This is a genomic window from Arthrobacter sp. SLBN-112, from assembly GCF_006715225.1.
In the GTDB taxonomy this organism is placed as follows: domain Bacteria; phylum Actinomycetota; class Actinomycetes; order Actinomycetales; family Micrococcaceae; genus Arthrobacter.
This window is the reverse complement of sequence record NZ_VFMU01000001.1, coordinates 3,870,570-3,896,923: the sequence shown is the minus strand read 5'-3', so window position 1 is coordinate 3,896,923 and position 26,354 is coordinate 3,870,570. Positions and strand designations below refer to the sequence as shown.

The 26,354-nt window shown below is 62.1% G+C and carries 26 protein-coding genes and 1 other RNA gene; 25 read left to right on the top strand and 2 right to left on the bottom strand.

Translation table 11 applies throughout. The features are described from left to right. Positions 1–495 precede the first annotated feature (495 nt). The 12 genes from FBY33_RS17940 (at position 496) to FBY33_RS17885 (ending at position 12,214) form a co-directional block, all read left to right on the top strand. Positions 496–1,719 carry a CpaF family protein gene (locus FBY33_RS17940; RefSeq protein WP_142031697.1) on the top strand — a complete coding sequence of 408 codons (1,224 nt, stop codon included), beginning with the start codon at positions 496–498 and terminating at the stop codon, positions 1,717–1,719. Beyond that, the gene (locus FBY33_RS17935; RefSeq protein WP_142031696.1) at positions 1,716–2,573 is read left to right on the top strand and encodes a type II secretion system F family protein; all 858 of its coding nucleotides are present in this window, start codon (positions 1,716–1,718) and stop codon (positions 2,571–2,573) included. Before FBY33_RS17940 ends, FBY33_RS17935 begins: the two co-directional genes overlap by 4 nt. Beyond that, positions 2,570–3,448 carry a type II secretion system F family protein gene (locus FBY33_RS17930; RefSeq protein WP_235010609.1) on the top strand — a complete coding sequence of 293 codons (879 nt, stop codon included), beginning with the start codon at positions 2,570–2,572 and terminating at the stop codon, positions 3,446–3,448. The genes FBY33_RS17935 and FBY33_RS17930 overlap by 4 nt, the downstream gene beginning before the upstream one ends. A gap of 15 nt (positions 3,449–3,463) precedes the next feature. Continuing rightward, complete coding sequence (locus FBY33_RS17925) at positions 3,464–4,888, top strand: recombinase family protein (protein ID WP_142031695.1); 1,425 nt, start codon at positions 3,464–3,466, stop codon at positions 4,886–4,888. 144 nt (positions 4,889–5,032) lie between these two features. Further along, complete coding sequence (locus FBY33_RS17920) at positions 5,033–5,245, top strand: hypothetical protein (RefSeq protein WP_142031694.1); 213 nt, start codon at positions 5,033–5,035, stop codon at positions 5,243–5,245. Further along, entirely contained in the window at positions 5,232–5,987 is a 756-nt protein-coding gene (locus tag FBY33_RS17915) for a hypothetical protein (protein ID WP_142031693.1), read from the top strand. The genes FBY33_RS17920 and FBY33_RS17915 overlap by 14 nt, the downstream gene beginning before the upstream one ends. 210 nt (positions 5,988–6,197) lie before the next feature. Further along, a complete protein-coding gene (locus tag FBY33_RS17910; protein WP_142031692.1) occupies positions 6,198–6,380 on the top strand; it encodes a hypothetical protein in 183 nt (60 codons plus the stop codon). Beyond that, positions 6,377–6,616 carry a hypothetical protein gene (locus tag FBY33_RS17905; protein WP_142031691.1) on the top strand — a complete coding sequence of 80 codons (240 nt, stop codon included), beginning with the start codon at positions 6,377–6,379 and terminating at the stop codon, positions 6,614–6,616. The genes FBY33_RS17910 and FBY33_RS17905 overlap by 4 nt, the downstream gene beginning before the upstream one ends. Positions 6,617–6,815: 199 nt before the next feature. Next, a complete protein-coding gene (locus FBY33_RS17900) occupies positions 6,816–7,244 on the top strand; it encodes a hypothetical protein (RefSeq protein ID WP_142031690.1) in 429 nt (142 codons plus the stop codon). 305 nt (positions 7,245–7,549) lie between these two features. After that, positions 7,550–8,857 carry a phage major capsid protein gene (locus FBY33_RS17895; protein ID WP_235010673.1) on the top strand — a complete coding sequence of 436 codons (1,308 nt, stop codon included), beginning with the start codon at positions 7,550–7,552 and terminating at the stop codon, positions 8,855–8,857. Beyond that, complete coding sequence (locus FBY33_RS17890; RefSeq protein WP_142031688.1) at positions 8,857–9,174, top strand: hypothetical protein; 318 nt, start codon at positions 8,857–8,859, stop codon at positions 9,172–9,174. The genes FBY33_RS17895 and FBY33_RS17890 overlap by 1 nt, the downstream gene beginning before the upstream one ends. A 265-nt stretch (positions 9,175–9,439) precedes the next feature. Further along, a complete protein-coding gene (locus FBY33_RS17885; protein WP_142031687.1) occupies positions 9,440–12,214 on the top strand; it encodes a class I SAM-dependent DNA methyltransferase in 2,775 nt (924 codons plus the stop codon). 89 nt (positions 12,215–12,303) lie between these two features. On the opposite strand, the gene FBY33_RS20390 is transcribed toward FBY33_RS17885, so the two are convergent. Continuing rightward, entirely contained in the window at positions 12,304–12,447 is a 144-nt protein-coding gene (locus tag FBY33_RS20390) for a hypothetical protein (RefSeq protein ID WP_160141971.1), read from the bottom strand. A gap of 692 nt (positions 12,448–13,139) precedes the next feature. Here FBY33_RS20390 and FBY33_RS17880 point away from each other — a divergent pair. The 5 genes from FBY33_RS17880 to prfB all read left to right on the top strand — a co-directional run bounded on the left by FBY33_RS17880 (position 13,140) and on the right by prfB (position 16,136). Continuing rightward, positions 13,140–13,427 (top strand): hypothetical protein, encoded by a 288-nt coding sequence (locus FBY33_RS17880; protein WP_142031686.1) that lies wholly within the window; start codon positions 13,140–13,142, stop codon positions 13,425–13,427. 3 nt (positions 13,428–13,430) lie between these two features. Further along, positions 13,431–13,844: a TadE/TadG family type IV pilus assembly protein gene (locus FBY33_RS17875; RefSeq protein WP_142031685.1), complete on the top strand. Its 414-nt coding sequence runs from the start codon at positions 13,431–13,433 to the stop codon at positions 13,842–13,844. Positions 13,845–13,959: 115 nt separating this feature from the next. Continuing rightward, complete coding sequence (locus FBY33_RS17870) at positions 13,960–14,448, top strand: hypothetical protein (protein ID WP_442858339.1); 489 nt, start codon at positions 13,960–13,962, stop codon at positions 14,446–14,448. Beyond that, positions 14,445–14,891: a pilus assembly protein TadG-related protein gene (locus tag FBY33_RS17865; RefSeq protein ID WP_235010608.1), complete on the top strand. Its 447-nt coding sequence runs from the start codon at positions 14,445–14,447 to the stop codon at positions 14,889–14,891. The genes FBY33_RS17870 and FBY33_RS17865 overlap by 4 nt, the downstream gene beginning before the upstream one ends. A gap of 123 nt (positions 14,892–15,014) precedes the next feature. Further along, positions 15,015–16,136 (top strand): peptide chain release factor 2, encoded by a 1,122-nt coding sequence (gene prfB, locus FBY33_RS17860; RefSeq protein ID WP_142031683.1) that lies wholly within the window; start codon positions 15,015–15,017, stop codon positions 16,134–16,136. 98 nt (positions 16,137–16,234) lie between these two features. Here the strand turns inward: prfB and FBY33_RS17855 are convergent, their stop codons facing one another. Then, positions 16,235–16,978 carry a polyprenol monophosphomannose synthase gene (locus FBY33_RS17855; RefSeq protein ID WP_142031682.1) on the bottom strand — a complete coding sequence of 248 codons (744 nt, stop codon included), beginning with the start codon at positions 16,976–16,978 and terminating at the stop codon, positions 16,235–16,237. A 276-nt stretch (positions 16,979–17,254) separates the two neighbouring features. Between FBY33_RS17855 and ftsE the strand changes: the two genes are divergently transcribed. The 8 genes from ftsE to FBY33_RS17815 all read left to right on the top strand — a co-directional run bounded on the left by ftsE (position 17,255) and on the right by FBY33_RS17815 (position 26,347). Continuing rightward, on the top strand, positions 17,255–18,043 hold the full coding sequence (gene ftsE, locus FBY33_RS17850) for a cell division ATP-binding protein FtsE (protein WP_056334926.1): 789 nt from the start codon (positions 17,255–17,257) through the stop codon (positions 18,041–18,043). Then, positions 18,040–18,954: a permease-like cell division protein FtsX gene (ftsX, locus tag FBY33_RS17845; RefSeq protein WP_142031681.1), complete on the top strand. Its 915-nt coding sequence runs from the start codon at positions 18,040–18,042 to the stop codon at positions 18,952–18,954. Before ftsE ends, ftsX begins: the two co-directional genes overlap by 4 nt. 27 nt (positions 18,955–18,981) lie before the next feature. Continuing rightward, positions 18,982–20,412, top strand: a complete 1,431-nt coding sequence (locus FBY33_RS17840) for a M23 family metallopeptidase (protein WP_142031680.1) — start codon at positions 18,982–18,984, stop codon at positions 20,410–20,412. 84 nt (positions 20,413–20,496) lie between these two features. Beyond that, complete coding sequence (gene smpB, locus FBY33_RS17835; RefSeq protein ID WP_009356865.1) at positions 20,497–20,970, top strand: SsrA-binding protein SmpB; 474 nt, start codon at positions 20,497–20,499, stop codon at positions 20,968–20,970. Positions 20,971–21,047: 77 nt separating this feature from the next. Continuing rightward, positions 21,048–21,416: a transfer-messenger RNA gene (gene ssrA / locus FBY33_RS17830) on the top strand. Between the two features lie 201 nt (positions 21,417–21,617). Further along, a complete protein-coding gene (locus tag FBY33_RS17825; protein ID WP_142031679.1) occupies positions 21,618–22,082 on the top strand; it encodes a pyridoxamine 5'-phosphate oxidase family protein in 465 nt (154 codons plus the stop codon). Positions 22,083–22,139: 57 nt separating this feature from the next. Then, a complete protein-coding gene (locus tag FBY33_RS17820; protein WP_142031678.1) occupies positions 22,140–25,325 on the top strand; it encodes an HAD-IA family hydrolase in 3,186 nt (1,061 codons plus the stop codon). Then, on the top strand, positions 25,322–26,347 hold the full coding sequence (locus tag FBY33_RS17815; protein ID WP_142031677.1) for an ATP-dependent 6-phosphofructokinase: 1,026 nt from the start codon (positions 25,322–25,324) through the stop codon (positions 26,345–26,347). The genes FBY33_RS17820 and FBY33_RS17815 overlap by 4 nt, the downstream gene beginning before the upstream one ends. Positions 26,348–26,354 lie beyond the last annotated feature (7 nt).

The window sequence follows — 26,354 nt, the reverse complement described above, 5'->3', positions numbered from 1 at the left end:
TTGCGGCGACGTGGCAGCCGTCTGGGACGGTGTGGGCGTGGGACTGGGCTCTAAAGCGGAAGCTGCTCCGGTGAGACCAGGGCCAGTCAGCAATGAGACGGCCAGCAAGCCGGTCCCAAAGGACATCATGATTGGGCGACGGGACTGAGACGGGTTCCGCTTCATATGTGCTCCGGAGACAATGTGGCGCTCCCCCGAGCGCCCCTTTGGATACTGCTCAGGTGGTTTCCCCCAGGAAGACACCTGATAGTGCTATTTCGATAAATAACGCGCTCACCTTAGCATCGCTGTTACTGGTGGAACTAGTGATTCTCATGTTACTTATGTGAATACTGCGCTCCTCTAAGCAGAATCTTGAGCCTCTCCCGAGGACAATCTTGAGGATAGGTAGTTGTCCACAGGGGCGCTGAATGACTTGTTGTGGCTGGACCTGCTCTTTAGGCTTTACCCAGTCGCACTGCCTCTGCCGGGGGCGGCAGTTGTACGGGGGAACATATGGACGCGCTGGGAATTGTCGAGGACGAGGTCCGTGAGCTCATCCGCCGACGCGGGCTGGATCCGCTCAGGCAAGCCGGAGAGGTCCGAAGGCTGGTGGAAGCAGCCGTCACTGACTATGATGAGCGCGCACTTATGGGGCCTCTTCCGCCTCTTGGCCCGCTGGACGCAGCCCGCAGATTCCTGTTCGATGCCGTCGCGGGCTTTGGGGTGCTCCAGCCACTGCTCGACGATCCGTCAATCGAAGAGATTTGGCTCAATGCCCCAAACGAAATTTATGTGGCACGCAGCGGCGAGTCAGAGCTGACATCGCTGAGCCTCTCCGAGCAGCAGGTTCGCGACTTGGTCGAACGCATGCTCAAAAGCTCCGGCAGACGCCTGGATATGTCCTCTCCGTTCGTCGATGCCGCGCTGCCCGATGGATCCAGGCTCCACGTGGTCATTCCAGATGTGACCCGCCGCCACTGGGCCGTGAACATCAGGAAGTTCGTCGTGAAGGCCAGCCGCCTGGAACACCTGGTCGAGTTGGGGACGCTGACACCGCAGTCGGCGCGGTTTCTCGGCGCAGCGGTGTCCAGTGGCCTGAACATCCTTGTGTCAGGGGCGACGCAGGCAGGCAAGACGACCATGTTGAACTGCCTGGCGGCGAGCATCGGAACGCGGGAGCGTGTTATCACTGTCGAGGAGATTTTTGAACTGCAGTTTCCGCTCCGGGACGTGGTGGGGTTGCAGTGCAGGCAGCCAAATCTCGAAGGTGAGGGCGAAATTCCACTCCGTCGCCTGGTGAAGGAAGCCTTGCGCATGCGCCCGGACCGACTGGTTGTGGGGGAGGTGCGGGAAGCCGAGAGCCTTGACATGCTGATCGCACTTAACAGTGGTCTTCCTGGGATGTGCACCGTCCATGCGAACTCCGCCCATGATGCTGTCACCAAGATCTGTACATTGCCGCTGCTGGCGGGGGAGAACATCTCAAGTGCGTTCGTTGTCCCCACCGTTGCATCCTGCATAGACCTGGTGGTGCACTGCAGCAGGCAAGCCGACGGGCGGCGGCAAGTGACTCAGATCCTGTCGCTGGGCCGACGCGTGGAAAACGGCATCATCGAGTCGTCAATGATCTTCGCTCTGGAGAATGGAGTCCTGCAGCCTCGGGCCAATGCCATGCCGGCGGCGGAAAAGTTCTCGCGGGCAGGATACGACGTCGCTGCGCTGCTGGATCCGCGATGATCCCGGCGCTGGTGGGGGCGGCGTTGGGGGTGGGCTTCTTCCTTATCTGGTGGGCCTGCTGGGAAACGCCGGACCGCGGGGTCCGCAAGCGTAAGCCCACCCGACTGGCTGACCTGCTCGCGGCTGCCGGGGTCGATAAGGTCTCAGCACGCGGCCTGGCGGGTACGTGCCTGGGGCTGGGAATCTTCGTGGCACTCATCATCTACGGGCTCAGCCGTTCGTGGGCCATTGCCGCCTGCTTCGGGCTTTTCGGAGCGTGGCTGCCAATCACCATCCTCCGGTGGCGGGCCAAAAAGAGGACGGCCATGCTGCGCCAGCTTTGGCCTGACGTCGTCGATCATCTCCGATCGGCGATCCGCGCCGGCCTGCCGCTGCCTGAGGCCCTCATTCAACTTGGAGACAAGGGGCCTGAGGAACTGCGGCCCATCTTTCGTGAGTTCGGCGCTGACTACCGTGCCGGCGGCCAGTTCGATGGCTCTCTGAACAAACTGAAACAGCGGCTGGCTGACCCCGTGGCTGACCGGATAATCGAAGCACTCCGGCTGACCCGCGAAGTGGGCGGCTCAGACTTGGGGAAGCTCCTGGGCACACTGGCCGAGTTCCTGAGGGAAAACGCGCGGACCCGCAGTGAATTGGAGGCGCGTCAGTCCTGGACCATTAATGCCGCCCGGCTTGCCGTCGCAGCACCCTGGATCGTGATGATCCTGCTCGCCACCAGGCCGGAGGCGATCCAGGCCTACAACACGCCTATGGGTGCCGCCGTCCTGCTCGGAGGTCTGGTTGTCTCCCTGGTTTGCTACACCGTCATGTTGAAGATCGGGGCCTTGCCGCAGGACGAAAGGGTACTCCGATGATCACCGTTCCGCCTGCAGCAGTACTCTGCGGTATCGGCCTTGGCTTCGGATTGTGGCTCGTGATCTTCCGGTCACCGCCAATGCGTGCCATGACACTCTCTGAACGCATCGAGCCGCAACTGAAGTCGCAGAACCTGGAGTCGCGGCTCCTCTCTGCAGGCGAGCAGAACCTGACACCTTTCGGCCCGCTGGAACGGATTCTCCGCCCTGTCTTCCGGGACTGGCTTTCCGCATTGGGGAAACTCAACCCCTCGCCCGGGGCCACCGGGCGCCGCTTGGCCCAGGCAGGGATCAACAAGTCACCAATCGACTTCCGTGCGGAACAACTGCTCTGGGCCGCTGCCGGTTTTGCCCTCTCGTTGGCGCTTATCTTCATCGGAGCCGCAGCCGGGAGGTTCAATCCACTCCTGGCAGCTGCGGTAATTATCGGCAGTGCTGCAGCAGGTTTTGTGCTGCGGGATTACTGGCTGGGAGCCCAGGTCCGCCGGCGGGAAGCACGGATGATGGCAGAGTTTCCCAGCCTTGCCGAACTGATGGCTCTGGCGGTCGGCGCAGGCGAGAGCGCAACGGGCGCTTTGGATCGCGTTTGCAGGAGTGCCAATGGTGAGCTGTCAAAGGAATTCTCAAAGATCCTCGCGGAGACGAGGGCAGGAAAACCCCTGGTCTTGGCCTTGCAGGAGTTCTCAGCCCGCACCGACCTTGCCCCCTTGGTCCGGTTCGTTGACGGCATCATCGTTGCAGTGGAAAGAGGAACCCCCCTCGCAGACGTGCTCCGCGCGCAGGCACAGGACGTACGCGATTCGGCCAAACGGGACCTCATGGAAGCTGCAGGGAAAAAGGAAATCGCGATGATGGTCCCGCTTGTCAGCCGCTAGCGTTACTCTCGAAGCATGGGCACACACGCCGTCTACGTCAGGCAGTCCGAAGACAAAACCGGCCACGAAGCGGCCGTTCAACGCCAAGAGGCCGACTGCCGCCTCATCGCCCAAGCCAAAGGCTGGGACGCCCCAGTCCTCTATGCTGACAACTCGATCAGCGCCACCACCGGTAAGACCCGTCCCGCCTTCGAAAGGCTGCTGGGGGACATCGGCCGTGGACTTGTCTCTGGTGTTGTCGTCTGGCACCTGGACCGCCTGACGCGGTCAATGAAGGACCTCTCCCGCATCATCGATGCGGGCCAGAAGCACCGGGTCAACATCGCCTGTGTCCACGGTGTATCACTGGATCTTGGCGACGCCACAGGGGTAGCTGTTGCCCAGATTCTGACCGCCATTGCCGCGATGGAAACGAAGCACAAGGGAGATCGTCAGAAGGCTGCCAATGCCCAGCGAGCCGGGAAGGGGGAGGCCTTCTGGTCCCGTCGGCCCTTTGGCTATGACCGCACCGAGGACGGCCGCGTTTTCACCGTGCCTGACGAAGCGGAGGCCATTAGGGAAGCAGCCGCCTTGGTTCTCGACGGAGCGACCTTGACCAGCGTCGTACGGAAGTGGAACGCTGACGGACTCCGCACGACTGCTGTCAGCCGTGACAAGAGGGACAAGACGGTCATCCTCAAGGAAGGGGGACCCTGGGGAGTCACCCAACTCCGGCGCGTCCTTCTGAGCGAACGCTATGCCGGGACCCGGACCTACAACGGGGTGCCGCAGGAGGCGGCCGGGCAGTGGGAGCCAATCCTCGACGAGGAAACCTCGCGCCGGTTGAAGGAAGTCCTGACAGACCCACGCCGCAAAACTGCGCCCGACGATCTCAACACGAAGTACCTTCTGTCAGGTATCTTGGTCTGCTCCAAGTGTGGGGCGAAGATGTTCGCTGCACCTGCCCCTGGCAAGGACGGCGCGAAACGCATGGTGTACCGGTGCTTCGGCGGGTACTGCATGCAGCGGAACCTGGACCAGATCGACGCCCTTGTCCAGAGCGTGGTCGTCACCCGGCTGGGCATGCCAGACGCTGCCCGTATGTTCGCAAGCGGGGACACAACCACAGACCTTCGTGCCAAGGCGCGGGCTCTGAGGGACCGTAGGGACGGTTTAGCGGCATTGCTGGCGGAAGGGGTCATGTCAGTCTCTGCTGTACGCGATCAGGCCGGGAAGCTGACGAGAGAACTTGGCGAGATCGAAAACGCGATCAGTAACGCCGAGGGCTTGAACCCGGCCGCCGCTGTCATCGGGGCCGAGGATGTCGCTGAGGCCTGGTCAGCATTGCCGTTGGGGACCCAGCGGCAAATCATCCGCACCCTGCTGTCGGTGATGGTGCTGCCCGCAGGCAAGGGGCGCGGCTTCGACCCCGACCAGATCAGGATTGAGTGGATGGCCTAAAACAAGGCCTGTGGATAGAAGGTGCGAACTTCCGGACATCCTTTTGCATCCGCTTCTTTGCCAGTCAGGTGCCCCTAAAACTAGAAGTGTAAGCAGGGCCAACCCGACAGCCTTGAAGATGCACGAGCGCATTGGATGTTGGAATTGTCGAAGGAGATCTACCAAGCTCGGGCGGAAGTAGCCGTCAGGGTTCGGAACGGCCAGCCCGTGGAAGAGGCCCGGCGCAGGTTGGCCGCCGCGAAGCTGGAACAGTACATCAGCAAAGTGGTGGCCGAAGCGCCTCCGCTGAGCAAAGAGCAAGTGGACAGGATTGCGCTGCTGCTTCGTCCGTCGGACGGTCAAAATGGCCTTCACTAAACTTTCCGATGACTACGGCGACGACTGCTGGCAGCTTTCAGACGCTGCGTTCCGGCTCCACACGGAGGCGCTGATCTGGCAAGCGAGGAGGTTGCTGGACTGCCGCATCCCCAAGTCTGACCTCCGCCACTTGAAGCGCGGGGAACCTGCGGTGGTTCAGGAGCTCCTGGCTCGCGGCTTCTGGTCGGACTACGGCGACAGCTACGTGATTCTTCATCATTCCCAGTACCAGCGGACCCGCGAGTCTGTGGTGGCTCAACAAACACGGAACCAGATGAACGGCAAGAAGGGTGGACGTCGCCCTAGCAGCGGCGGGGCGCGCGAGGTGTGGCCTCGCCCGGTAGCAACGCCAACGCCAACCCAGATGGGAACCCAGAACGAAACCCAAAGTGAAACCCAGTTGGGTTTAAGGGGTTTTCAGGGTTCTGAAACGGCAGAAATGAAATTCCCCGTAAACACGCGGGACAAAAACCCAGATGGGAACCCACTTGGAAACCCAGAGGGAATGGCCTTTAAGAGAAGTAGTACTCCAACAGGTCCTTCTGAAATCGGGGTGAACGGGCCTTTGGCGCTGGACCCGGATGCGTGGCCTACGGACGAAGAGGGTCTGCGCTGGCGCATCGTCTGTGAAGACAAAAACGTGATGACGGTTGAGGGCCTGATGGCTGTCTGTGCGGAGTTGAAAACCGAGAACCAGGCTCGCAACGCCCTTCACCGGGCGTATCCCGGGCGGGTGTTCTGACATGGTTCCTTGTTCAACGCTGGGCTGCTCTGGGCTGGCGAACGCGGCGGGCTATTACTGCGATGACTGCGACTCGGAGGGGTTCCCTGATGGCTGGTCCCGGACCAGGGATGAGGCATGGATCGCTTACAAGAGTTCACCTGAAATCGATGCGATCCCACTGCCGGACAGGAAGCAGCCGAGGCTGGTTCTCGTGAGGGGCGATCGGAAGTGAGGCTCAGCAGGAATGACCTGGAACGTCAGGTTGAAACCTACCGGGCCAAGGCACTCCAGGAACACGACGGGATGAGGTACTGGCAGAACCGGGCGCTCGCCGCCGAACAGAAGCTGGCGGACATGCAGCAGGACATCGGGGGAAATACACCGAACGAGAGGGCAACATTATGGCCATGACGACCACAGCAGCGATCCAGACGATCGTGGCACTCCTGCGGGCGGCGCGGGCAGGAGACACCGAAGCCGGGCAACTGCTCCTGCCAGCGACACTCCCGGAAGCGCAGGGCCTGCTGTTCACCGCCCTGAGCATCATCGAAGCAGCGACCGGCGGACCACAGCAGGAACAGTTCCTGAACTACCTGATCCATCGGGCCGAAGAGATCCCGGGTGATCTGCCGGAGCCAGAGGCATGAAAGGGGCAAAGGGGAACCCCTGCGCTACTGGGGGGAGGGCGCAGGGGTTCCGAGAGTCAATTATCTCATGGGCGCGAGCAGCGACCGGGAAGCAACGGCCTGTTTTCTTATGGGCGAACGGGGCTAATGACCGCGCAGTCCGCGCATTTCTATTTCCGCTGTTGGGCGGGGGTAGTCACGAGTGATTGAGGAGGAGGACATGGCTGGGGATGATCCGCTGCCGGGCATCAAGCACGGGCAGTCGGGCTATCAGAAGCATGGCTGCCGGTGTTTCGTCTGCCGTCGGGGCAAGGCGGACGCGCAGGCGCGATTCAGGGCGAAGCAGCGGGGCGAGGGGGTTGGGGCTATCCCCGAGGGCATGGGACCGGTAGAGGCGAGTACGCGGGCCGTGGTGGATGCCTGCGGGCCGCAGGACGACGCTGGGGCAGCTCTGGCGGACGTGACGGTGATGCACGCCAGGCTCTTGGATTCGATCCCGGAGACGGGCAGGTGGCACCTGTTGTCGGCCACGACCCGGACCTGGAGGGAGCTGATGGGGGACCTGGCTGCACTGTCGAAGACCGCCCAGGTTCAGGATGACGATGACTTTCTGAAGTCGTTGCGGCCGCTGGGGCTGCCAAAGGACTGACGCGTTGATCTGTCAGGCCGGAGATAAGATTGAAGGTGAGCGAGCTTCTACAGACCGCCGACGGCAGGGCGAAACCCACCGGACGCGAAGTGAGTGGAAGCGAGCGGAGCGGCAGGACGACATCCACCGCCAGCAGCAGGAAACACGGAGCAACCTCCGCCGTCGGGTAGCGCGAATCGCACCCGGCAGTAAGCGTCCAAGGACGCGGCGTTGAGGGCCTGTCCCGGGCAACATCCCCAATTAGTTATTCCGCGCTGGTTTAGTGTGACCGGACTGCGGTTAGTTCAAGAAAGGCCGTGGACATCATGGCATCGATGAAGACGATGATCTGGGAACAGATCGATAAGCATAAGACGGCAAGCCGGGCGCTCCTGGAACGGGCGGAGGCCGAAAAACGGGACCTTACCGTAGAAGAGGCACGCGAGTTTGACGACGTGCAGTCAAACCTGGAGGCCTGTTTCGCCCAGTTGCGTAAGCTCGACAAGTTCGGCGCTGATGCAGATGCGGCTGCCGAGGTCCTGAGCCGCATGGAACACGGCAACCGGTCCAGCGGACGCGGCGGCGAGTTCGTGTACGAGGCCACGGGCGAACGGGCGGCCCTGCGTGAGGGCGAATCGTTCCGGTCGCATCCGATGGTTGCCGGGCACAGGGAACCGAACGAGGACCACGCCGTGGCCCAGTACGGGAACCTCGGCAACATGATCAGGGCGCTGTCTACCACTGGCGGCGTGGCTGTAGTCCCCACCGTATGGTCCGGGGAACTGATCGACCTTGCCAGGAACAAATCGGCCGTGATGCAGGCCGGGGCATCGATCGTTCCGATGGACGCGGGCACGGTGAAGATTGGCCGTTTGACCGGTGATCCGACGGCAGCGTTCCGCACCGAGGCATCGACTATCACGCCCTCCGATCCCACGTTCGACAATGTCACGCTGACCGCGACGACGATGAGCACACTCGTCATTGGTTCGCTGGAGTGGTTCCAGGACGCCAACAACGCTGATCAGATCGTGAAGGACGCGATCAGCAAGGCTATGGCCCAGCGCCTGGACCTCGCTGCGCTGTATGGCGGCATCACTACCGGGGCCGGCTCGATCAACCTGGCCACCCCGCCCAACCCGCGCGGAGTGCTGGCAGCACTGAACGCGGTCCTTCCGGGGAACGTGCTGGGTGCGGCGGCGAACGGCACCGCGCAGACGGCGGCAACGTACTTCGCTGAAGTGCTGGACACGATTTACAAGGTCCGCTACGGCAACGAGGAACCCAACGCGCTTATCTGGAACGCCAAGCTGAGCCGCCAGTACGCAGGCGCGAACGACACCACAGGGCAGCCGCTGCGGCTCCCTGCCGATGTTGAGGGCCTGCCGCGTTACATGACGAACGAAGTGCCCAGCTACACGCAGGGCACGATGACGAACAGGGCGACGGACCTTTTCGCCGCCGACTGGACGCAACTGCTGATCGGGCAGCGTCTGCCGGTCAGCATTCAGGTCCTGACGGAGAAGTATGCGGACAGTGGACAGGTCGGAATCGTGGCGCACTGGCGCGGGGATGTGCAGCCCGCACGTCCGGCCGCGTTCGCTGTGTACCGTTCGATTCAGGGGGCACTGTGATGAGCCGGGGCAGTGAGGATCTGGAGGCCAAGGGCATCGATCAGGACGAAGCTGAAGCTGTGGCGGTGCCGGAGCGTAGCGGCGGTTTGACGACGGGCGGGGGAGCGGAGCGGATCTCGCTCGGCTATCTGCACACCGTCCACCCGGAATCGGGCAACGACGTTGTTTTCGTACCAGGGGAGGCCCTGCCCGACTGGGCTGTTGCGGTCCAGAATGAGCAGCTTGCCGCCCGCCTGCGTCCTCGGGCGGCGGCAGATGACGACGCCTCGTCCGGGCGGCGGGCTATAAAGCACTCCGCCAGTAGGGGGTCCAAGTAAGTCATGGCGTAAACGTCACCCGCTGTCCGGCACTCATCAGCCATGGGGCGTGGGGCGAGCGGGATCGATGGTGACGAGGCTTTCAAGCACCTCCTTTCGGTCGCCACCAGCGCCAGAGTGGAAGCCCCCATCCGCCTGATAAAGAATGGCGGGTGGGGGCTTTCCTGGCCTCTTGGTGTGGCAGCGCGGCTGACTCAGGCTTGGCCCCTAAACTAAGTCGAGTGGCTGGTTGGGCCGCATGCGGTAAGTCAAGGGGACAAAATCTATGGAGAAGGCACTTTCTCGGAACGAAGTGAAGCGCAGGGCACAAAAATTTGCCACGCGCTGGAAGGGCACAACGTACGAGAAAGGCGAGTCTCAGTCGTTCTGGAATGACTTCCTTACGGTCTTCGGAATCGACCGGAAGCGGGTAAACGCTTCATTTGAACACGCCATCAAGAAGTCATCCACGAATCGTGTTGGCTTCATCGACATGTTCTGGCCCGGGGTACTGCTCGTGGAGCAGAAGTCTGAAGGCAAGGACCTGGATAAGGCGACCTTCCAAGCGTTGGACTACTTGCCTAACATTCCGGACCACCAACTGCCTCGCGCCCTTGTGATGTCCGACTTCAAGACGATTCGCATTAAGCGGCTGGACGGCGACGGGACTGCATTAGAAACCTTTAACACGGCTGATCTAGCCAAGCAGATCGACAGGTTTGGCTTTCTGACGGATCAGCGCGACAAAGTCATTGCTGAGGAAGTCGAGGCCAACCAAAAGGCCGTTGCCCTCATGGGCGAACTCTATGAGGAACTTGCTCAGACTGGCTTTGATGAGCACGAGACGTCAGTGCTAATGGTTCGACTTTTGTTCCTTTTCTTTGGCGACGATACCGGTCTCTGGAAGCGCAAACTGTTCAACGACTTCATCAGCGCACGCACCTCACCGGATGGAACGGACACGGGACCGCAACTGGCTTCACTGTTCCAGGTTCTTGATCGCCCGGTCGATCGACGTTCGCCCTATTTGGATCACGCGTTAAAGGGCTTTCCCTACGTGAACGGTGGTCTTTTCAAGGAGCCGATCGGTATAGCAACCTTCAGTCCGGAGATGAGGGTAAAGCTCCTGACGGCGAGCGAATTTGATTGGGCACAGATCAGTCCTGCCATCTTTGGCTCCATGTTTCAGACAGTCCGTAACGACGAACAGCGCAGGTCTGGCGGTGAGCACTACACCTCGGAGGAGAACATCCTCAAGACCATTCGTCCCTTATTCCTGGACGCCCTTCGAGAGAAGTTCCTCGCGTGCGGAACAAACGTGACGGCGCTGGAGTCTTTCCACAAATCGCTTGGACGATTCCAATTCATGGACCCTGCGTGCGGATGTGGAAACTTCTTGCTGCTGGCCTATCGCGAGATGAGGGATCTGGAGCTGGAAGTCATGGTGAAGCTGAGGGAGGAAACTGGGCAGGGAATCCTTTCCGCTATCGACTATGTGCATCTGCTTCGCGTTTCTCCTAATCAATTTCATGGGCTGGAGATTGACGAATGGCCAGCGAAAATAGCGGAAGCCGCCTTCTTCATGGTCGACCACCAAGCAAATCTCCGCTTCGCCGAAGAGTTCGGGGATATGCCGGATCGACTTCCTATCACAATTACGGCAGACATCAGGAATGTCAACGCCCTTCATCAGAACTGGGACGAGGTCGTGCCGAAGAGCAAAGACACGATCATATTCGGGAACCCTCCCTTCAACGGCGCTCGGACAATTAGTAAGGAACAGCGCAAAGACATGGAGTTGGTTTGGGGTAAGCAGCTCAATTCCAACTTCGACTTCGTCACCGCTTGGTATAAAAAGGCCCTCGACTTCTATGGCGACGTGGATGGCCAGTGGGCCTTTGTATCTACTAATTCCATCTGTCAGGGCGAGCCTGTCGCGGACTTGTGGCGGCCAATTCTTGAAGCGGGCTGGCGTTGCCGGTTTGCTCACCGATCGCTGCAATGGGACTCTGAAGCCAAGGGTAAAGCCGCAGTCCACGTCTCGATACTGGGGTTCGATAAAGCGAAGACGCCTAAGCCGACCCTCTGGATATATCCGGAGAACTCACGAGGAGAAGGGACGCCAGTTGATGCAACGCGTATAAATCCCTACCTCGCGGACGGTCCGGTTGTTCTGGTGAAGAAACGCAACAGTCCGCTGTGTCCGGACTTTCCCCCAGCCATATTCGGGAACATGCCTAACGACGGAGGGCATCTCGTGGTCTTGCCCAAAGACTACGAATCCGTCATGGCCGACCCTATCGCGGCAGAGCATGTTCGTCCTTTTTGGGGGTCAAAGGAACTGGTGAATAAGCTGCCCCGGTGGTGCCTATGGATAGAAGCGCAGGATCTCCCCGATATTCAGCGAAGCCCTGTTCTCACTGAAAGAGTGAAGGCAGTAAAGACGGCCAGGGAGGACAGCGATCGGGCGGCGACAAACAAACTGGCATCCGTCCCTTGGCGATTTGGGGAAGTTCGTCATATCAACAGGCCGTACTTAGCGATCCCGAGCGTCGTCAGCCACAACCGACCTTATTTCACTGTTGCCCAACTGGAACCGGACATCATCTTAAGCAATTTGGCCTTTATGGCGGAAGATGTAGACGGCTTCCTTATGGGCGTGCTTTCTTCGTCCATGTTTATCGGCTGGATGAAGGCGATCGGGGGCAGGCTGAAATCAGATCCGCGCTTCTCGGGGACTTATACGTACAACACTTTTCCCTTCCCGAAAGTTACGCCAAAGCAGCGTCAGGCAATTGTCGATGCAGCACAACTCGTCATTAAGGCAAGGGAAAATCATCCCTCTTCGAGCCTGGCTACCATGTACAACCCCCTATCCATGCCGCCGGAGTTGCTGAAAGCGCATCAAGCCGTGGATAGGGCAGTCGACCGAGTCTTCAGCACCAAGGCGGCCCTATCCACCATGGATGACCGACAGAAGGTCCTTTTCCGCGCGTATGCCAAGCTCACTGGGCAGGAAGAACTGCTTTTGGAATCAGAGAAGCTGTCCATCGATGTTTAACAAGGTGATTCATTGATGCGATCCGCAAATGGTGCACGCGTAGCAGGGTCCCCTGCGTAAAGGCGAGGGACCCTGCTAGCTACTACCACCTAGTGCCGTGACATGTACTCGTAACTGAGCCAGGCGATTATCGGTGTTGCCGCAGCTGCCAGGGTCTTTATGACCGTGCAGATCTGGTCAAGCCTTGGTGGCCGTGGGGGGACTGAGTAGTTGCGGTCGCTGGCTGGTGCCATTCCTTCTCCTTTCGAGAGAGGGATAGACGACCCTGCGGTGTTCGCTCATGATCCTGACCTCGTTGCCGCACATTCATGGCTGGGTGAGGTTGGTTCATGTATTGTTTGAGGAGCTAGAACATTCCTAGGTATTCCTTCACACTCCTCGTAGACACAGCAGGGGTCGGGATGGATGCGACGGCCAAATACGACCCCGCCAAGCTCTGACTTGCCCTCAGAGCCCCAATGGCGGGGTCGATTTGTATCCATCGCGGCAGCGGGTTTTGCTGCTATCCACAACCCTACAATCGGGGTGCGCTATTTCCCGCACTTCATGTTCCGATGTGGAACTTTGCTCTGGGAAATCCACAAGGGCTTCTACGCTGTATCCCTCCGCTTTCCGCGAGATTGAAGGGATTTCTGCCCCCGGCCTTTTAGCGGTAATCCACAGGCTCTAAGACCCCTCACTCGTCTGCGTAGTTGTCGATGATCTACCAGAACGCCTTATGAAGGCAGCCTTCCGCGCACTCGTAATACAACCGTTGCACAACCAGGGTGCCGCTGGTCTTCGGAGTGCTTCCCCTGACCGTTGTGTTTGCTGTCTTCCCCGGCCTCGCGGCCATCAATCTGGGCTTCTGACAGGAGAAAAACCCGGAGCCCGAATTTGTTTCATCTACCAAAAGCCACTCTAGGAACCAGGAATAGGACGCAAGATGCAAAACATGGGAACCCGCTGTCTGCTGCTGCTTCTTGGCCTTACGGCCACAGTGCAGCTAAAAGTGCCCCGCACCGCCAGGGCGAGCCGGCATACAGGCTGGCATCTCAATGAAGGCTTCCAGCCGCTTCGGGCAAGCACAAAGGATAATCCCGAGCGCGGTGACGTGCCGGGATGGGTGATGATAACCCTGATGTCCGCCGTCCTGGTTGCAGCCCTCCTGGCGCTCGCTGGGCCCGCTTTGGAGAGCATGTTCAACCAGGCCATGGACAAGGTTGGAAGCTGAGCCATGGTGATATCCGCTCACGGGCCGGTGCAGCCCAAGCTGTCCGGGCCGGGCGAGCGGGGTTCAGCCGTGGTGGACTTCGTCCTCGTTGGCGGGTTGCTGACAATGTTCTTCCTTGCGATCATCCAGCTGACCCTGGTTCTGCACGTCCGGAACACACTCATCGATGCTGCGGCCTCTGGTGCACGGTACGGGACACTCGCTGACCGTAATGCCTCCGATGCCCGGGAACGGACCCGCAGCCTCATTGGCATGGCCCTGAACGAGGGGTTTGCCGAACAGGTCAGTACGCAGGAAGTAACGGTCCAGGGCATGCGCACTTTGGAAGTAATCGTCCGGTCTCCAATGCCGGTTATCGGGTTCATTGGCCCACGGGACATGCTGGAGGTGAAAGGGCATGCGGCTGTTCAGCCCTGATCCGTTCAGCGCCCGCCCATTGCCCTGCTCCCATGCCCAGTCCGGTTCCAGTGCTTTTTCGTTCCGCACCCGCCTGGCGCAAGCGCTCTGCAGGGAGGGTCCCGGGGGCACACGAGTGGATGACACTATCAAGCGCCCCAGGCATTCCCAGCGGGAGCACCCGGAGCCGGGCTTCGTGTATGAGTGCCAAGAGTGCAGTCAAGAGGACGGAAGTGCAGTCGTCGAATTCACGTTCCTTGCACTCCTGCTGATGGTTCCGCTGGTGTACTTCGTCATCACCGTCGGCCAAATCCAAGGCGGCTCATTCGCCGTGGTGGGCGCCGCAGATCAGGCTGCCAAGGTCTATGTGGCACAGCCCGATGCCCCCGCCGCCCAGGCAGCTGCTGAGCAGGCCGTGGCCCTTGCCCTCTCCGACTTCGGGCACGCTGCAGAAATGGCCAGCATGACCACCAGCTGCAGCCCGGCCAACTGCCAGGCCGCCGGAACGGCGGTAACGGTGACTGTCAGGCTGAACGTGCCGCTGCCGTTCATACCGTTTGCGGATGGATTGTCCGCCACGGAGGTGGAGGCGTCCTCCACACAGCTGGTGGGGAGGTATCGGTGAATCGCGGCGAACCGGATGAGGGCGGCCAGGTGATGGTGATGATCCTCGGCTACATCGTCCTGGCGCTCTTGGTGGCGACGGTCGTCGTCGGTATATCTGCTGTTTATCTGGAGCACAAGCGCCTGCTGTCCCTCGCGGACGGCGCCTCGCTGGCGGCGGCCGACAGCTACACACTGGGTGAAGTCACGTCCCAGGGCGGAAGCCCCTCGGCTGTCCTTAGTCCCGCCCGCGTCCGCAATGTCGCTGCCGATTTCGTCGCAAGAAGTCCTGCCTCGCAGCGTTTCTCCGGTCTTGCCGTCACTGGGGCAACGGGTACGCCGGACGGTTCCACCGCCGTCGTGGTCCTCACTGCAGCCGTGCACCCGCCTGTGGTGAACTTCCTCGTTCCAGACGGTATCCGCATCGAGGCGACGTCCACGGCGCGCTCGCGCCTGACCCGCTGAATCACGCACCGGCAGAGCCAAACACCCGCGTTGAGCATGAGGAGGCAGGCACGATGCGGGGCCATTGGGCCGGCACGCTCCCAAGCGTGGCCGTATCCAGCGATAGCGTAGGCTTAAACCACCATGGCCAATATTGATTTTTCCGCTGAAATCCGCGCGCTTCGCGCCACCTACGAGTCCATTGAACGCGTCAGCGACGTGGAGACACTCAAGGAAGACATCGCCGAACTCAGCGAGCGGGCAGGGGAGCCGGACCTCTGGGACGATCCTGCAGCCGCGCAGAAAATCACCTCCCGGCTTTCCCACCGCCAGTCCGAACTTGAGCGCCTCACCAACCTGGCATCCAGGATTGACGACCTCGAAGTCCTGGTGGAGCTTGGGCAGGACGAGGACGACGCGGACTCCATGGGGGAGGCCGCGGCTGAACTCGAGTCCGTCAAGAAAGCCCTCAAGGACCTGGAAGTGGTGACCCTGCTGTCCGGCGAATACGACGAACGCGAAGCCGTCGTCTCCATCCGCGCCGGAGCGGGAGGAGTGGACGCTGCAGACTTTGCCGAGATGCTGATGCGCATGTACCTCCGCTGGGCGGAGAGGCACGGTTACCCCACAACGGTCATGGACACCTCCTACGCGGAGGAAGCCGGGCTCAAATCGGCCACCTTCGAGGTGAAGGCTCCTTATGCGTACGGCACCCTGAGCGTGGAAGCCGGAACCCACCGCCTTGTCCGGATCAGCCCCTTCGACAACCAGGGACGCCGCCAGACGTCCTTCGCGGCCGTGGAAGTCATCCCGCTGATCGAGCAGACCGACTCAATCGAAATCCCGGACAACGAGATCAGGGTGGACGTATTCCGCTCATCCGGCCCCGGTGGCCAGTCGGTCAACACCACCGACTCTGCGGTCCGCCTTACCCACATTCCCACCGGCACCGTGGTGTCCATGCAGAACGAGAAATCGCAGCTGCAGAACCGCGCCGCCGCCATGCGTGTTCTGCAGTCCCGGCTCCTCCTGTTGAAGAAGGAGCAGGAGGATGCGGAGAAGAAGGCGCTGGCCGGCGATGTCAAAGCATCGTGGGGTGACCAGATGCGCTCCTACGTCCTGAACCCTTACCAGATGGTCAAGGACCTGCGCACGGAACACGAAGTGGGCAATACGTCGGCAGTGTTCGACGGCGAGATCGACGACTTCATCGACGCGGGCATCCGCTGGCGTACTGACAACCGCAACGCCGGTAACAGCAACTGATTTGGGCTCCCATATGAGCTGGAGCCTCAGCTCGAAAAAGGATCTGCCCCGGCATCAAAAGTGTCGGGGCAGTTCCTTTTGCGTGTTCCGGCCTGAAATTACTTTTGCTCACCACGGGGACGCTGGGTCAGGGTGTTCCAGCGGGCTGCCAGTCCCCAGCGGGTGACGTTCACCATTGCCTCGATCACGATGTTGCCGCTCATCTTTGAGGCGCCGAGTTCGCGTTCCACGAAGGTGATGGGGCGTTCTTCGATGCGGAGCCCCAGTTTGGCCACGCGCCATGCCAGGTCCACCTGGAAGCCGTAGCCCACCGAGTCAACCTGGTCCAGGTTGAGCTTTTCCAGGGTGGTCCTGCGGAATGCCCGGTAGCCGCCGGTGACGTCCTTGATCCGCAGGCCGAGCATCAGCCGGGCGTAGGTGCTGCCGATCCTGGAGATCGCCTGGCGGTACAGCGGCCAGTTGACCACGCTGCCGCCGGGAACCCAGCGCGAGCCCATGGCCAGGTCTGCGCCCTGATCCACGGCTTCGAGCAGTTGGGGAAGCTGTTCGGGCTGGTGCGAGCCGTCGGCGTCCATCTCGACGAGGACGTCGTAGCCGGCGTCCAGGCCCCACTTGAAGCCGGCGATGTAGGCGGCGCCCAGGCCTTCCTTGCCCTTGCGGTGCAGGACGTGGACCTGGGAGTCCTCGGCGGCGAATCCGTCGGCAAGTTGGCCGGTGCCGTCGGGGCTGTTGTCATCAACCACCAGCACGTCCGACGCCGGAACGGCCTTCCGAAGGCGCTGGAGCGTCTTGGGCAGCGATTCCAGTTCGTTGTAGGTGGGAATGATCGTAAGGACGCGCACAAAGGGCCTTTCCTGCCGGGGACGATGGACGCTCCTGAAACAGGCGGGCTGTCTGAGGGCACAGCCACCCATTATAGGGAAGGACAAGTAACCCGCCAGGCCGGCCGGCCCCGGCTGATCCGGCGACACGCCCCCGAAAGCGGGCCCAACCGCCAGGGATCCTGCGTATAGTCGAGGGGCCGGGGCCCTACTTTCCCCAAACGAAAACCCGTGCACCGGCTGCAGAACTGGGCTGCATCACATGAATCAGCCATGCCCTGCAGGGTACTTAGGGCCATGATCCGATTCGAAAATGTCACCAAGGTTTACGACCAGAAAGCCCGCCCGGCGCTGGACTCCATCAACCTTGAGATTGACCGCGGCGAATTCGCCTTTCTCGTGGGCGCGTCCGGCTCCGGAAAGTCCACGTTCCTCCGCCTTGTGCTGAAGGAAGACCGTGCAACGTCCGGCGCTGTCTACGTCGCCGGCCAGAACGTCGCCAAGATCTCCAGTTGGCGGGTTCCGCGCCTTCGCCGCGGCATCGGCGTCGTCTTCCAGGACTTCCGCCTCCTGCCCCAAAAGAACGTGTTCGCCAACGTAGCCTTCGCCATGCAGGTCATCGGCAAGAGCCGGAGCGTCATCCGCGACACGGTCCCGGAAGTCCTCAAGACCGTCGGCCTGGAAGGCAAGGAACACCGCATGCCGCACGAGCTTTCCGGCGGCGAGCAGCAGCGCGTGGCGATCGCCCGAGCCGTGGTCAACCGGCCCGGGATCCTCCTCGCAGACGAACCCACCGGAAACCTGGACCCCACCACGTCCATGGGCATTATGGGGGTGCTGGACAAGATCAACCAGAACGGAACCACCGTGGTAATGGCCACGCACGACGACGACATCGTCAACGAGATGCGCAAGCGGGTGGTTGAGCTCAGGAACGGCGTGGTGATCCGTGACGAAGCCAAGGCCTTGTACACGTCGATGATCCCCGTCGTCGGCCAGTCCAGGCGGCTGAAGGACGCCAGCGGCAGGGAAGCGCCCGACGGCGGTCTGCCGGGCAACGGCGCTGAAGGCGAGGCCCAGCGGTGAGGCTCGCATTCATCCTTTCGGAGATCGGCAGCGGCCTGCGCCGCAACCTTTCCATGGTGGTCTCGGTCATCCTGGTGACGTTCGTGTCCCTCACCTTCGTGGGTGCGGCCGGGATGCTGCAGATGCAGATCAACCAGATGAAGGGCTACTGGTACGACAAGGTCCAGGTTGCCGTCTTCCTGTGCAGTGAAGGTTCGACGGCGCCCGGCTGCGCTTCCGGGCCGGTCACCCCTGAACAGCAACAGGGCCTGAACGCCCTCCTTGAATCTCCGGCAGTGGCGCAGTACATCAACGACTTCCAGTTCGAGTCCAAGGATGAGGCCTACAAGCACTTCAAGGACCAGTTTTCGAACTCGCCCATCGTTGATTCCGTGACGCCGGACCAGCTGCCGGCATCGTTCCGGATCAACATGAAGGACCCGGAGAAGTACCAGATAATCAGCGAGACGTTCTCTTCGCAGCCTGGTGTGGAGACGGTAATTGATCAGCGCCAGCTGCTTGAGCGCCTCTTCTCGGTAATGAACGGGGCCTCCCTGGTGGCGGTCGGCATCGCCGGTGTCATGATCGTCTGCGCGATCCTGCTGATTGCCACCACTATCAGGCTCTCGGCGTTCAGCCGGCGCCGCGAGACCGGGATCATGCGCCTGGTGGGTGCCTCGAAGACCGTGATCCAGCTGCCGTTCATCCTGGAAGGCGTCATAGCAGCCGTCATCGGTGCCGCCCTCGCCTCGGGCACCCTGTGGGCAGTAGCGCATTTCTTCCTGGGCGACTACATGTCCCGGCAGTACCCGGATACGGCCTTCATCTCATCCGGCCAGACCCTGATCCTCGTGCCGGCGCTGCTGATCCTTGGCGGATCCTTGGCAGGAATTTCGTCTCTCTTGACCTTACGCAGATATTTGCGCGTTTAGGCTGTGCACACCGACCAAGGAATGCCCATGAACCTGACTGATCAAAACTTTCCCCGCCCCCGGCGCAGCCGAGGGCGGTCTGCTGCCCGCCGTTTGGGGATCGTCAGCGGCGTGCTCACCGTCATCCTTTCAGCCGGGATGGCCCTTGCCACTCCCGTCGCGTTTGCGGACGACCTCGAAGACCGCAAGGCCGCGCTCGAGGCCGAAGCTGCCCGCGTCCAGGCGTCCCTTGAGTTCGTCGATTCCAGGATCGCAAAGGCCGCCGGTGATCTGGTCATCTACCAGGGCCAATTGCCCGGCGCCCAGCAGGCGCTCCTGGAGGCACAGGGACGCGTAGCCGGCGCCGTCAAGGAAGTAGAAGCACTGTCGGCCCGCGTGGACATGGCCCAGCAGAACAAGGCCAAGATCACCCAGCAGCTGGAAACGGACAAGCAGAAGATCGCCGACACCAAGAAGCTGATCGGCCAGATTGCCACCCAGGCCTACAAATCCGGCGGCGTGCCCTCCAACCTGTCGCTCTTCTTCGGATCCAACAGCGGCAGCAGCCTGACCGAAACCATGGACCTCGCCGACCAGGCCATGCGCAGCCAGAACGCGGCTATGGACAAGCTCAGCCAGCAGAACGCAACCAACGTCAACTCGCAGGCACGGCTTCAGGCCGTGGAAGCCGAGATCAAGGACCTCAAGGCCAAGGCCGACGCCGCGCTGGAGCGGGAGAAGGCCGCACGTGACGAAGCCGCCGCCAAGAAGGCCCAGGTCGACCAGCTGATTGCGGATACCACCCGCCTTGACGCTGAGCTCCAGGCGGCCAAGCCCGGCATCCAGGCGCAACTGGCCGGTGTCCAGGCCAACCAGAACCAGGTGGCGAATGAAATCGCCGAACGCGACCGCAGGGCCCGCGAGGCGTGGGAAGCCGAACAGCGCAGGCAGGCCGCCGCAGCGGCTGCTGCGGCAGCTGCTGCGGCAGCCGCCGCGAACCGCCCGGCACCGCCCGCCCCGCCGTACGTCCCGCCCGCTGCCGGATCGCCGTCGGCCTTTGGCCTTCGCCACCCGTTCGACGGCAGCATACCCATCACCTCCGGTTTTGGGTACCGCACCACTCCGCCTGGAACCATCGACTTCTACGGCACCGGCGGATACATGCACACCGGAATCGACTTTGGTGCTGCCTGCGGCACCCCCGTGTACGCTGCAGCTGCCGGTGAAGTATTCAGCTCAGGCTGGAACTCGGCCGATGGCGGCGGCTGGCGCGTCAAGATTGACCACGGGCTGGCACAGGGCAACACGCTCACCACCATTTACTACCACAACTCCAGCATCGTGGTCTCGAATGGGCAAAGAGTCTCCCAGGGCCAGCTCATTGCCTACTCCGGCAGCACCGGCAACTCCACGGGTTGCCACGCCCACTTCGAAACCTGGCTCAACGGCGCTGCCGTCGACCCCATGGGCCTGCTCTAGGGGCCAGGCACTGCTGCCGTAGACTGATATAGCTCCGCGCCGCAGGCCCGGAGGCACCCGACCTGAAACCCGAGGAGTTTTCCCGTGCCTAAAGAAAGTGGCCGTAAGGTGGTGGCCACCAACCGCAAGGCCCGGCACGATTATCACGTGCTGGACACTTACGAGGCCGGCATCGCGTTGATGGGCACCGAAGTGAAGTCCCTGCGCGAGGGCCACGCCTCCATGGTGGACGGATTCTGCACGTTCTACAACGACGAGTTGTGGATGGAAGCCATCCACATTCCCGAGTACAACCAGGGCAGCTGGACCAACCACGCGGCCCGCCGACGCCGCAAACTGCTCCTGCACCGGGAAGAACTCATCAAGATCTCCCACAAGGTGCGGGAGTCCGGATACACGATTGTTCCCCTCCAGCTCTACTTTGTGGACGGCAAGGCGAAGGTGGAAATCGGTGTGGCCCGCGGTAAGCGGGAGTACGACAAGCGGCAGACCCTCCGCGAACAGCAGGACAACCGCGAAGCGCAGCGGGAAATGCGGGAGCGCAACCGCCGCCGCTAGGCGGGAATGAATTCCCTGAATGATGCGTTAGTATGGGTAGTCCGGCAGGCTTTCCAGCCGGTTTGGTAACAAAATACGGGGATGATCGGTTTCGACGGTGTTAGTCGCGACAGGTGAAGCGGGCCGAGGATGCAGAATTATCTCGTAAACGCTTTCTGCAAACCAATAAGTGCCGAATCTAAGCGCACTGACTTCGCTCTTGCTGCCTAAGCAGTAAGACAGTCCGTCAGCCCGGGGTTGCTATCGCCCCGGATCCTGGCGTCATTTAGATAGCCACTGCTGTTTGCTCCCGTCATCGGAGTAAACGGGACTTTTAGATGACTGGGCCCGGATCAGCCAGCTGTTTGCAGCATGACTGGGGCCGAGAAAATCCGACGCAAACTGCGCCCGGAGAAGCCCTGACAACACGACATCGGACGGGGGTTCAATTCCCCCCATCTCCACCCTTGCGGTGAGTCGGGACATCCTTCACGGATGACTCGAGTCATCGGTAACACCCCGGTCTTCGGACCGGGGTGTTTTTCTTTGCCCTGCAACGAGGTGACCTGCGGCACGGGACGCCCTCTCCCACAAGCGGCCCGCCCCGGAATACACGGCGGGCCTAAATGCTCTAGCGGGGGAGCGGCCGTGTCATTACCTTCGACAGCATGCACAACGACCCGCCCCAAACGCCCACGGAAGTCCTGGATCCCGGAACGTGCTGGGACCTCCTGCGCAGTGTGTCCGTTGGCCACTTGGCAGTTCTGGTGAACGGGTACCCGGAGGTTTTTCCCGTGAACTACAAGGTTGACCAGCAGTCCCTGGTTTTCCGCACAGGCGAAGGAACAAAACTGCGGGCAGCCGGGGGACCGCTCGCCGTCGCCCTCGAAGCCGACGGCCACGATGACGCCAAGGCATGGAGCGTCCTGGTCAAAGGCAAGGCCGTCATCCTGGAGGCCTCGGAGGAACTGCTGACCGGGGCCGCGCTGACGCTCTTTCCCTGGCAAGCCGGTGAAAAGGACCACTACGTCCGGATCGAGCCCAGCTCAATAACAGGCAGGCGCTTCACCATCACCTCGCCCCTGACATGGTGGAACCACGTGGGGCGGGCATCCCATCCGGACACAGCGTAGCCGGCGCCGGGCCCTACGGCCCTGTCCGGAACGGGCGCTTGCTGGTACCACTGACCTATGATCGGGTCTCCCACCGCCGCTGCTGCCAGGCCACCCTTTGATGCCGTCATTTTCGACCTGGACGGCGTGGTCACCAACACGGCGCTGGTCCATCAAGCTGCCTGGAAAGACGCGTTCGAGCGCATCCTGCATGATCCAAGAGTGCCTCTGGACGCCAACCGCGCCCCGCTCAGCAGGGCGGACTACCTTACCTTCATTGACGGTATGCCGCGCGAGGAGGGGGTGGTGCGGTTCCTGGCCGCCAGGGGAGTGCAGGTTGAAAAGGGACAGGAGACGGATGAAGCGGGCACCTGGACCGGGTTCGGCCTGGGCGCATGGAAGAACGAGCTGTTCCTGCAGCACCTGCGGGCCGACGGCGTCCAGAGTTACCCGGGGACCCTTGAATTGCTGCGGAGGCTCAAAGAGGCGGCAGTGCCTACGGCGGTGGTCACCTCAAGCCGCAACGCCGGGGTGGTCCTGGAAGCGGCGGCCATCCAGGATCTCTTCCGGGCAGTGATGGACGGAACGACGGCGGCACGGCTGGGCCTGCGCGGAAAGCCGGCGCCGGACATCTTCCTTGAGGCCGCAGCACGGCTGGGCGTGGCCCCACCGCACGCCGTGGTGGTCGAGGATTCGACGGCAGGGGTTGAGGCAGCCCGGCAGGGAGGCTTCGGCCTCGTGGTTGGAATCGACCGCACCGGCAACCGCCGGCAATTGGAGGCGGCCGGCGCCGACACTGTCCTCAACGATGTGGGGGAGCTGGACCTGGGACAGGTCATCGGCAATGCCTGGCACCTGGTTTATGAAGGCTTCGACGCCGCACACGAGGGCCATCGGGAGGCCCTCACCACCTTGGGCAACGGCTACATGGGCGTCCGGGGAGCGGCGCCCGAAGGCGGGAATTTCAGCTACGCGGGAATGTACCTCGCCGGCGTCTACAACCGTGTCCAGGTAAGGGCAGCTGGTGAGACGCTGCTGGAAGAGCACATGGTCAACGCACCCGACTGCCTCCCGCTCGATCTGCGCCTGGCCGGCCAGCAGTGGTGGTCCGAAGGCGGGATGGGCCCGGTCCGCGAGCACAGGTTCCTTGACCTCAAACGGGCAGTGCTCGAGCGCCGGCTGCTGCTGGAGAGCGCCGACCACCGCCGGCTGGAAGTGGTGCAGACCCGCTTCGTTTCCATGGCTGAACCCCATCTGCTGGTCTTGGAGACGGTGATCACCGCCCTGGGCTGGAGCGGGGAGGTGGAAGTACGCAGCGGGGTCAACGCCGGTGTCCGCAACGCGAACCTGCCCGAACCTGCCCAAGGCTCCGACCTCCACCTGGCTGACAGGACGGCCTCCCGCCGCTCCAGCCCGGAGCGCCTCCAGGACGTTGCTTCCGTCGTCGAAGTGGAAACCACACAGAGCCTCATCCGGATCGCCGCGGCCTATCGAACGTACGTCTCCGCGAACCCGGCGGCAATTGAGGATGGCAGAAGAGGAGGCTTCCATTTCCAAACTCTTCTGCTGCCGCTTGATGCCGGCACCGCAGTGCGGATCACCAAGACGGTGGCAGTAGTGACGTCCCGTGACCGTGCCATCTCCTCGCCGGAGACGGGAGCCCGTGCTGTCCTGGAGCGTACTGGTGGTGACTTCGACTCGCTGCTGGCCGCGCACGAGGAGGCCTGGCGGCGCGAACTGCGTCCCTTCCTGGTGGAGATCGATGCCCCGGTCCAGGTTCGCCTGGTCCTGAACCTGCACATCTTCCATCTGCTTCAGACGTTGACACACCACACGGCCGAGCTGGACGCCGGCGTGACTGCGCGCGGACTCCACGGCGAGGGGTACCGTGGCCACGTCTTCTGGGATGAGCTGTTTGTCCTGCCGGTACTGACCTCAAAGACGCCTGAGGTTGCCAGGTCCGTGATCGATTACAGGTGGCGGCGGCTTCCCGCCGCCCGGCAGGCCGCGGCTCTGGAAGGCCTGGCAGGGGCAAAGTTTCCTTGGCAAAGCGCCAGCGACGGAACCGAGGAAACACCAAAATGGTTGTACAACGACAGGTCCGGCAGGTGGGTCAAGGACCACTCGCACCTGCAGGTGCACTCGGGACTGGCCGTCGCCTTCAATGCCTGGCAGTATTTCCAGGCCACCGGGAACAAGATCTGGCTCCTCCAGAAAGGGGCTGAACTCGTGGTCGAGGTTGCCCGGTTCTTCCGTTCACTGGCGGACTACGACCAGCAAGGCGGCCGGTACCACCTGCGCGGCGTCGTGGGACCGGACGAGTACCATACCGGTTACCCAGGCACCGACATACCGGGCCTGGACGACAACGCCTACACCAATGTCATGGCGGCCTGGGTCTGCTCCCAGGCAGGAGGAATCATGGACTTCCTCCACGGCAGCGAGCGCGCCGGACTCATGGAACGCCTGGGCGTCACGGAAGAGGAAACCGCGGGATGGTCGCACATGGGAACGGCGATGTACGTCCCGTTTCATGATGACGGCGTCATCAGCCAGTTCGAGGGATACGGGGGGTTGAAGGAACTTGACTGGGAGCATTACCGGGACAGGTACGGCGACATCGAGCGGCTGGACCTCATCCTGGAAGCAGAGGATGACACCACCAACTGCTACAAGCTGGCCAAACAGGCAGATGTCCTGATGCTCCCTTACCTGTTGGGCCACGAAGGGCTCGCCGCCACCCTTCAACGGCTGCAGTATGGCTTTACGCATGAACAACTCAACAAAACCATCGAGTATTACCTGGCCAGGACCGCGCACGGGTCCACGCTGAGCAGGGTTGCCCACGCGTCCGTCCTTGCCGGCCTGGACGCGGACCGTGCGTGGGACAGCTTCCGCGAGGCGCTCGACGCCGATCTTGACGATACCCAGCACGGCACCACGCGCGCGGGTATCCATTTGGGCGCGATGGCAGGAACCATCGACGTGGTGCAGCGCAGCTTTGCGGGGCTGCGGTTCAGCGGTGACACCATCCTGTTCGCCCCAAACCTCCCCACAGGGCTGCGCGCCGTCGCTTTTGAGGTCCTGTACCGGGGGCACCGCCTCCGCGTGCACCTCAAGGGGGAAGACATGAGCATCGCCTCTGCCCCCGGGGACGCCGGGCCGATCAAGGTGCAGGTGCACGGCATCGTTGAAGTCCTTCCTCCCGGCCAGACCCTGCACTTCCCGTTGCCTGCCAGGACCTCGGAGGTGGTGGCGCCGTGAAGCGGCTGGGAATCCTTACCAGTGGTGGTGACTGCCCGGGCGTGAACGCCGTGATCCGGGGAGCAGTGCTGGCCGGGGACATTGCGCATGGCTACGAATTCCTGGGGTTCAAGGACGGGTGGCGGGGCGTCCTGGAGCAGGACGTTGTCCCGTTGCCCCGGACGAGTGTCCGCGGGATCTCGCGCCTGGGCGGAACCATCCTGGGCACCTCGCGGACCAATCCTCTGCTGGGTGGCGGCATCGATGGTGTCCGTGCCTGCTTGCGGAACAACGAACTCGAGGGCCTGGTTGCCATTGGGGGAGAGGGGACACTGGCGGCGGCACAGGAGCTTTGTGCACAAGGCATCAACGTGGTGGGAGTGCCCAAGACCATCGATAACGACCTCGGCGCCACGGACTACACTTTCGGCTTCGATTCTGCGGTCCAGACCGCCACCGAGGCGATCGACCGGCTGCGGACCACCGGTGAATCGCACCACCGCTGCATGGTGGCCGAAGTCATGGGCCGCAACGCGGGTTGGATTGCACTGCATTCCGGGATGGCGACGGGCGCGCACGCCATCCTGATACCTGAACATCCGGTGTCCCTTGACCAGGTCTGTTCCTGGGTGTTGTCAGCGCGTGACCGTGGCAGGGCACCCCTTGTGGTGGTGGCCGAGGCCTTTGCTCCCGAGGGGCACGCGGCACCTTACGCGCCCCGCGGCCTGGATACTTTCGGGCGGCCGCGCCTCGGTGGCATCGGGCTGCTCCTGGAAGGGGAACTGCAGATACGGACCGGCATCGAAACGCGGGCCACTGTCCTGGGCCACATCCAGCGCGGCGGCGAACCTACATCCTTCGACCGTGTCCTCGCCACCAGGCTTGGCCTCGCGGCCGTCGAATCCGCCGCGGCCGGCAGGTGGGGCACCATGGTTTCGCTGCGGGGCACGGACATCGTCAACGTCGGACTGGAGGAAGCGCTGGGAGAGCTGAAGGTGGTCCCGGAAGCCCGGTATCAGGAGGCCGCCGTCCTGTTCGGTTGAAGCAGGG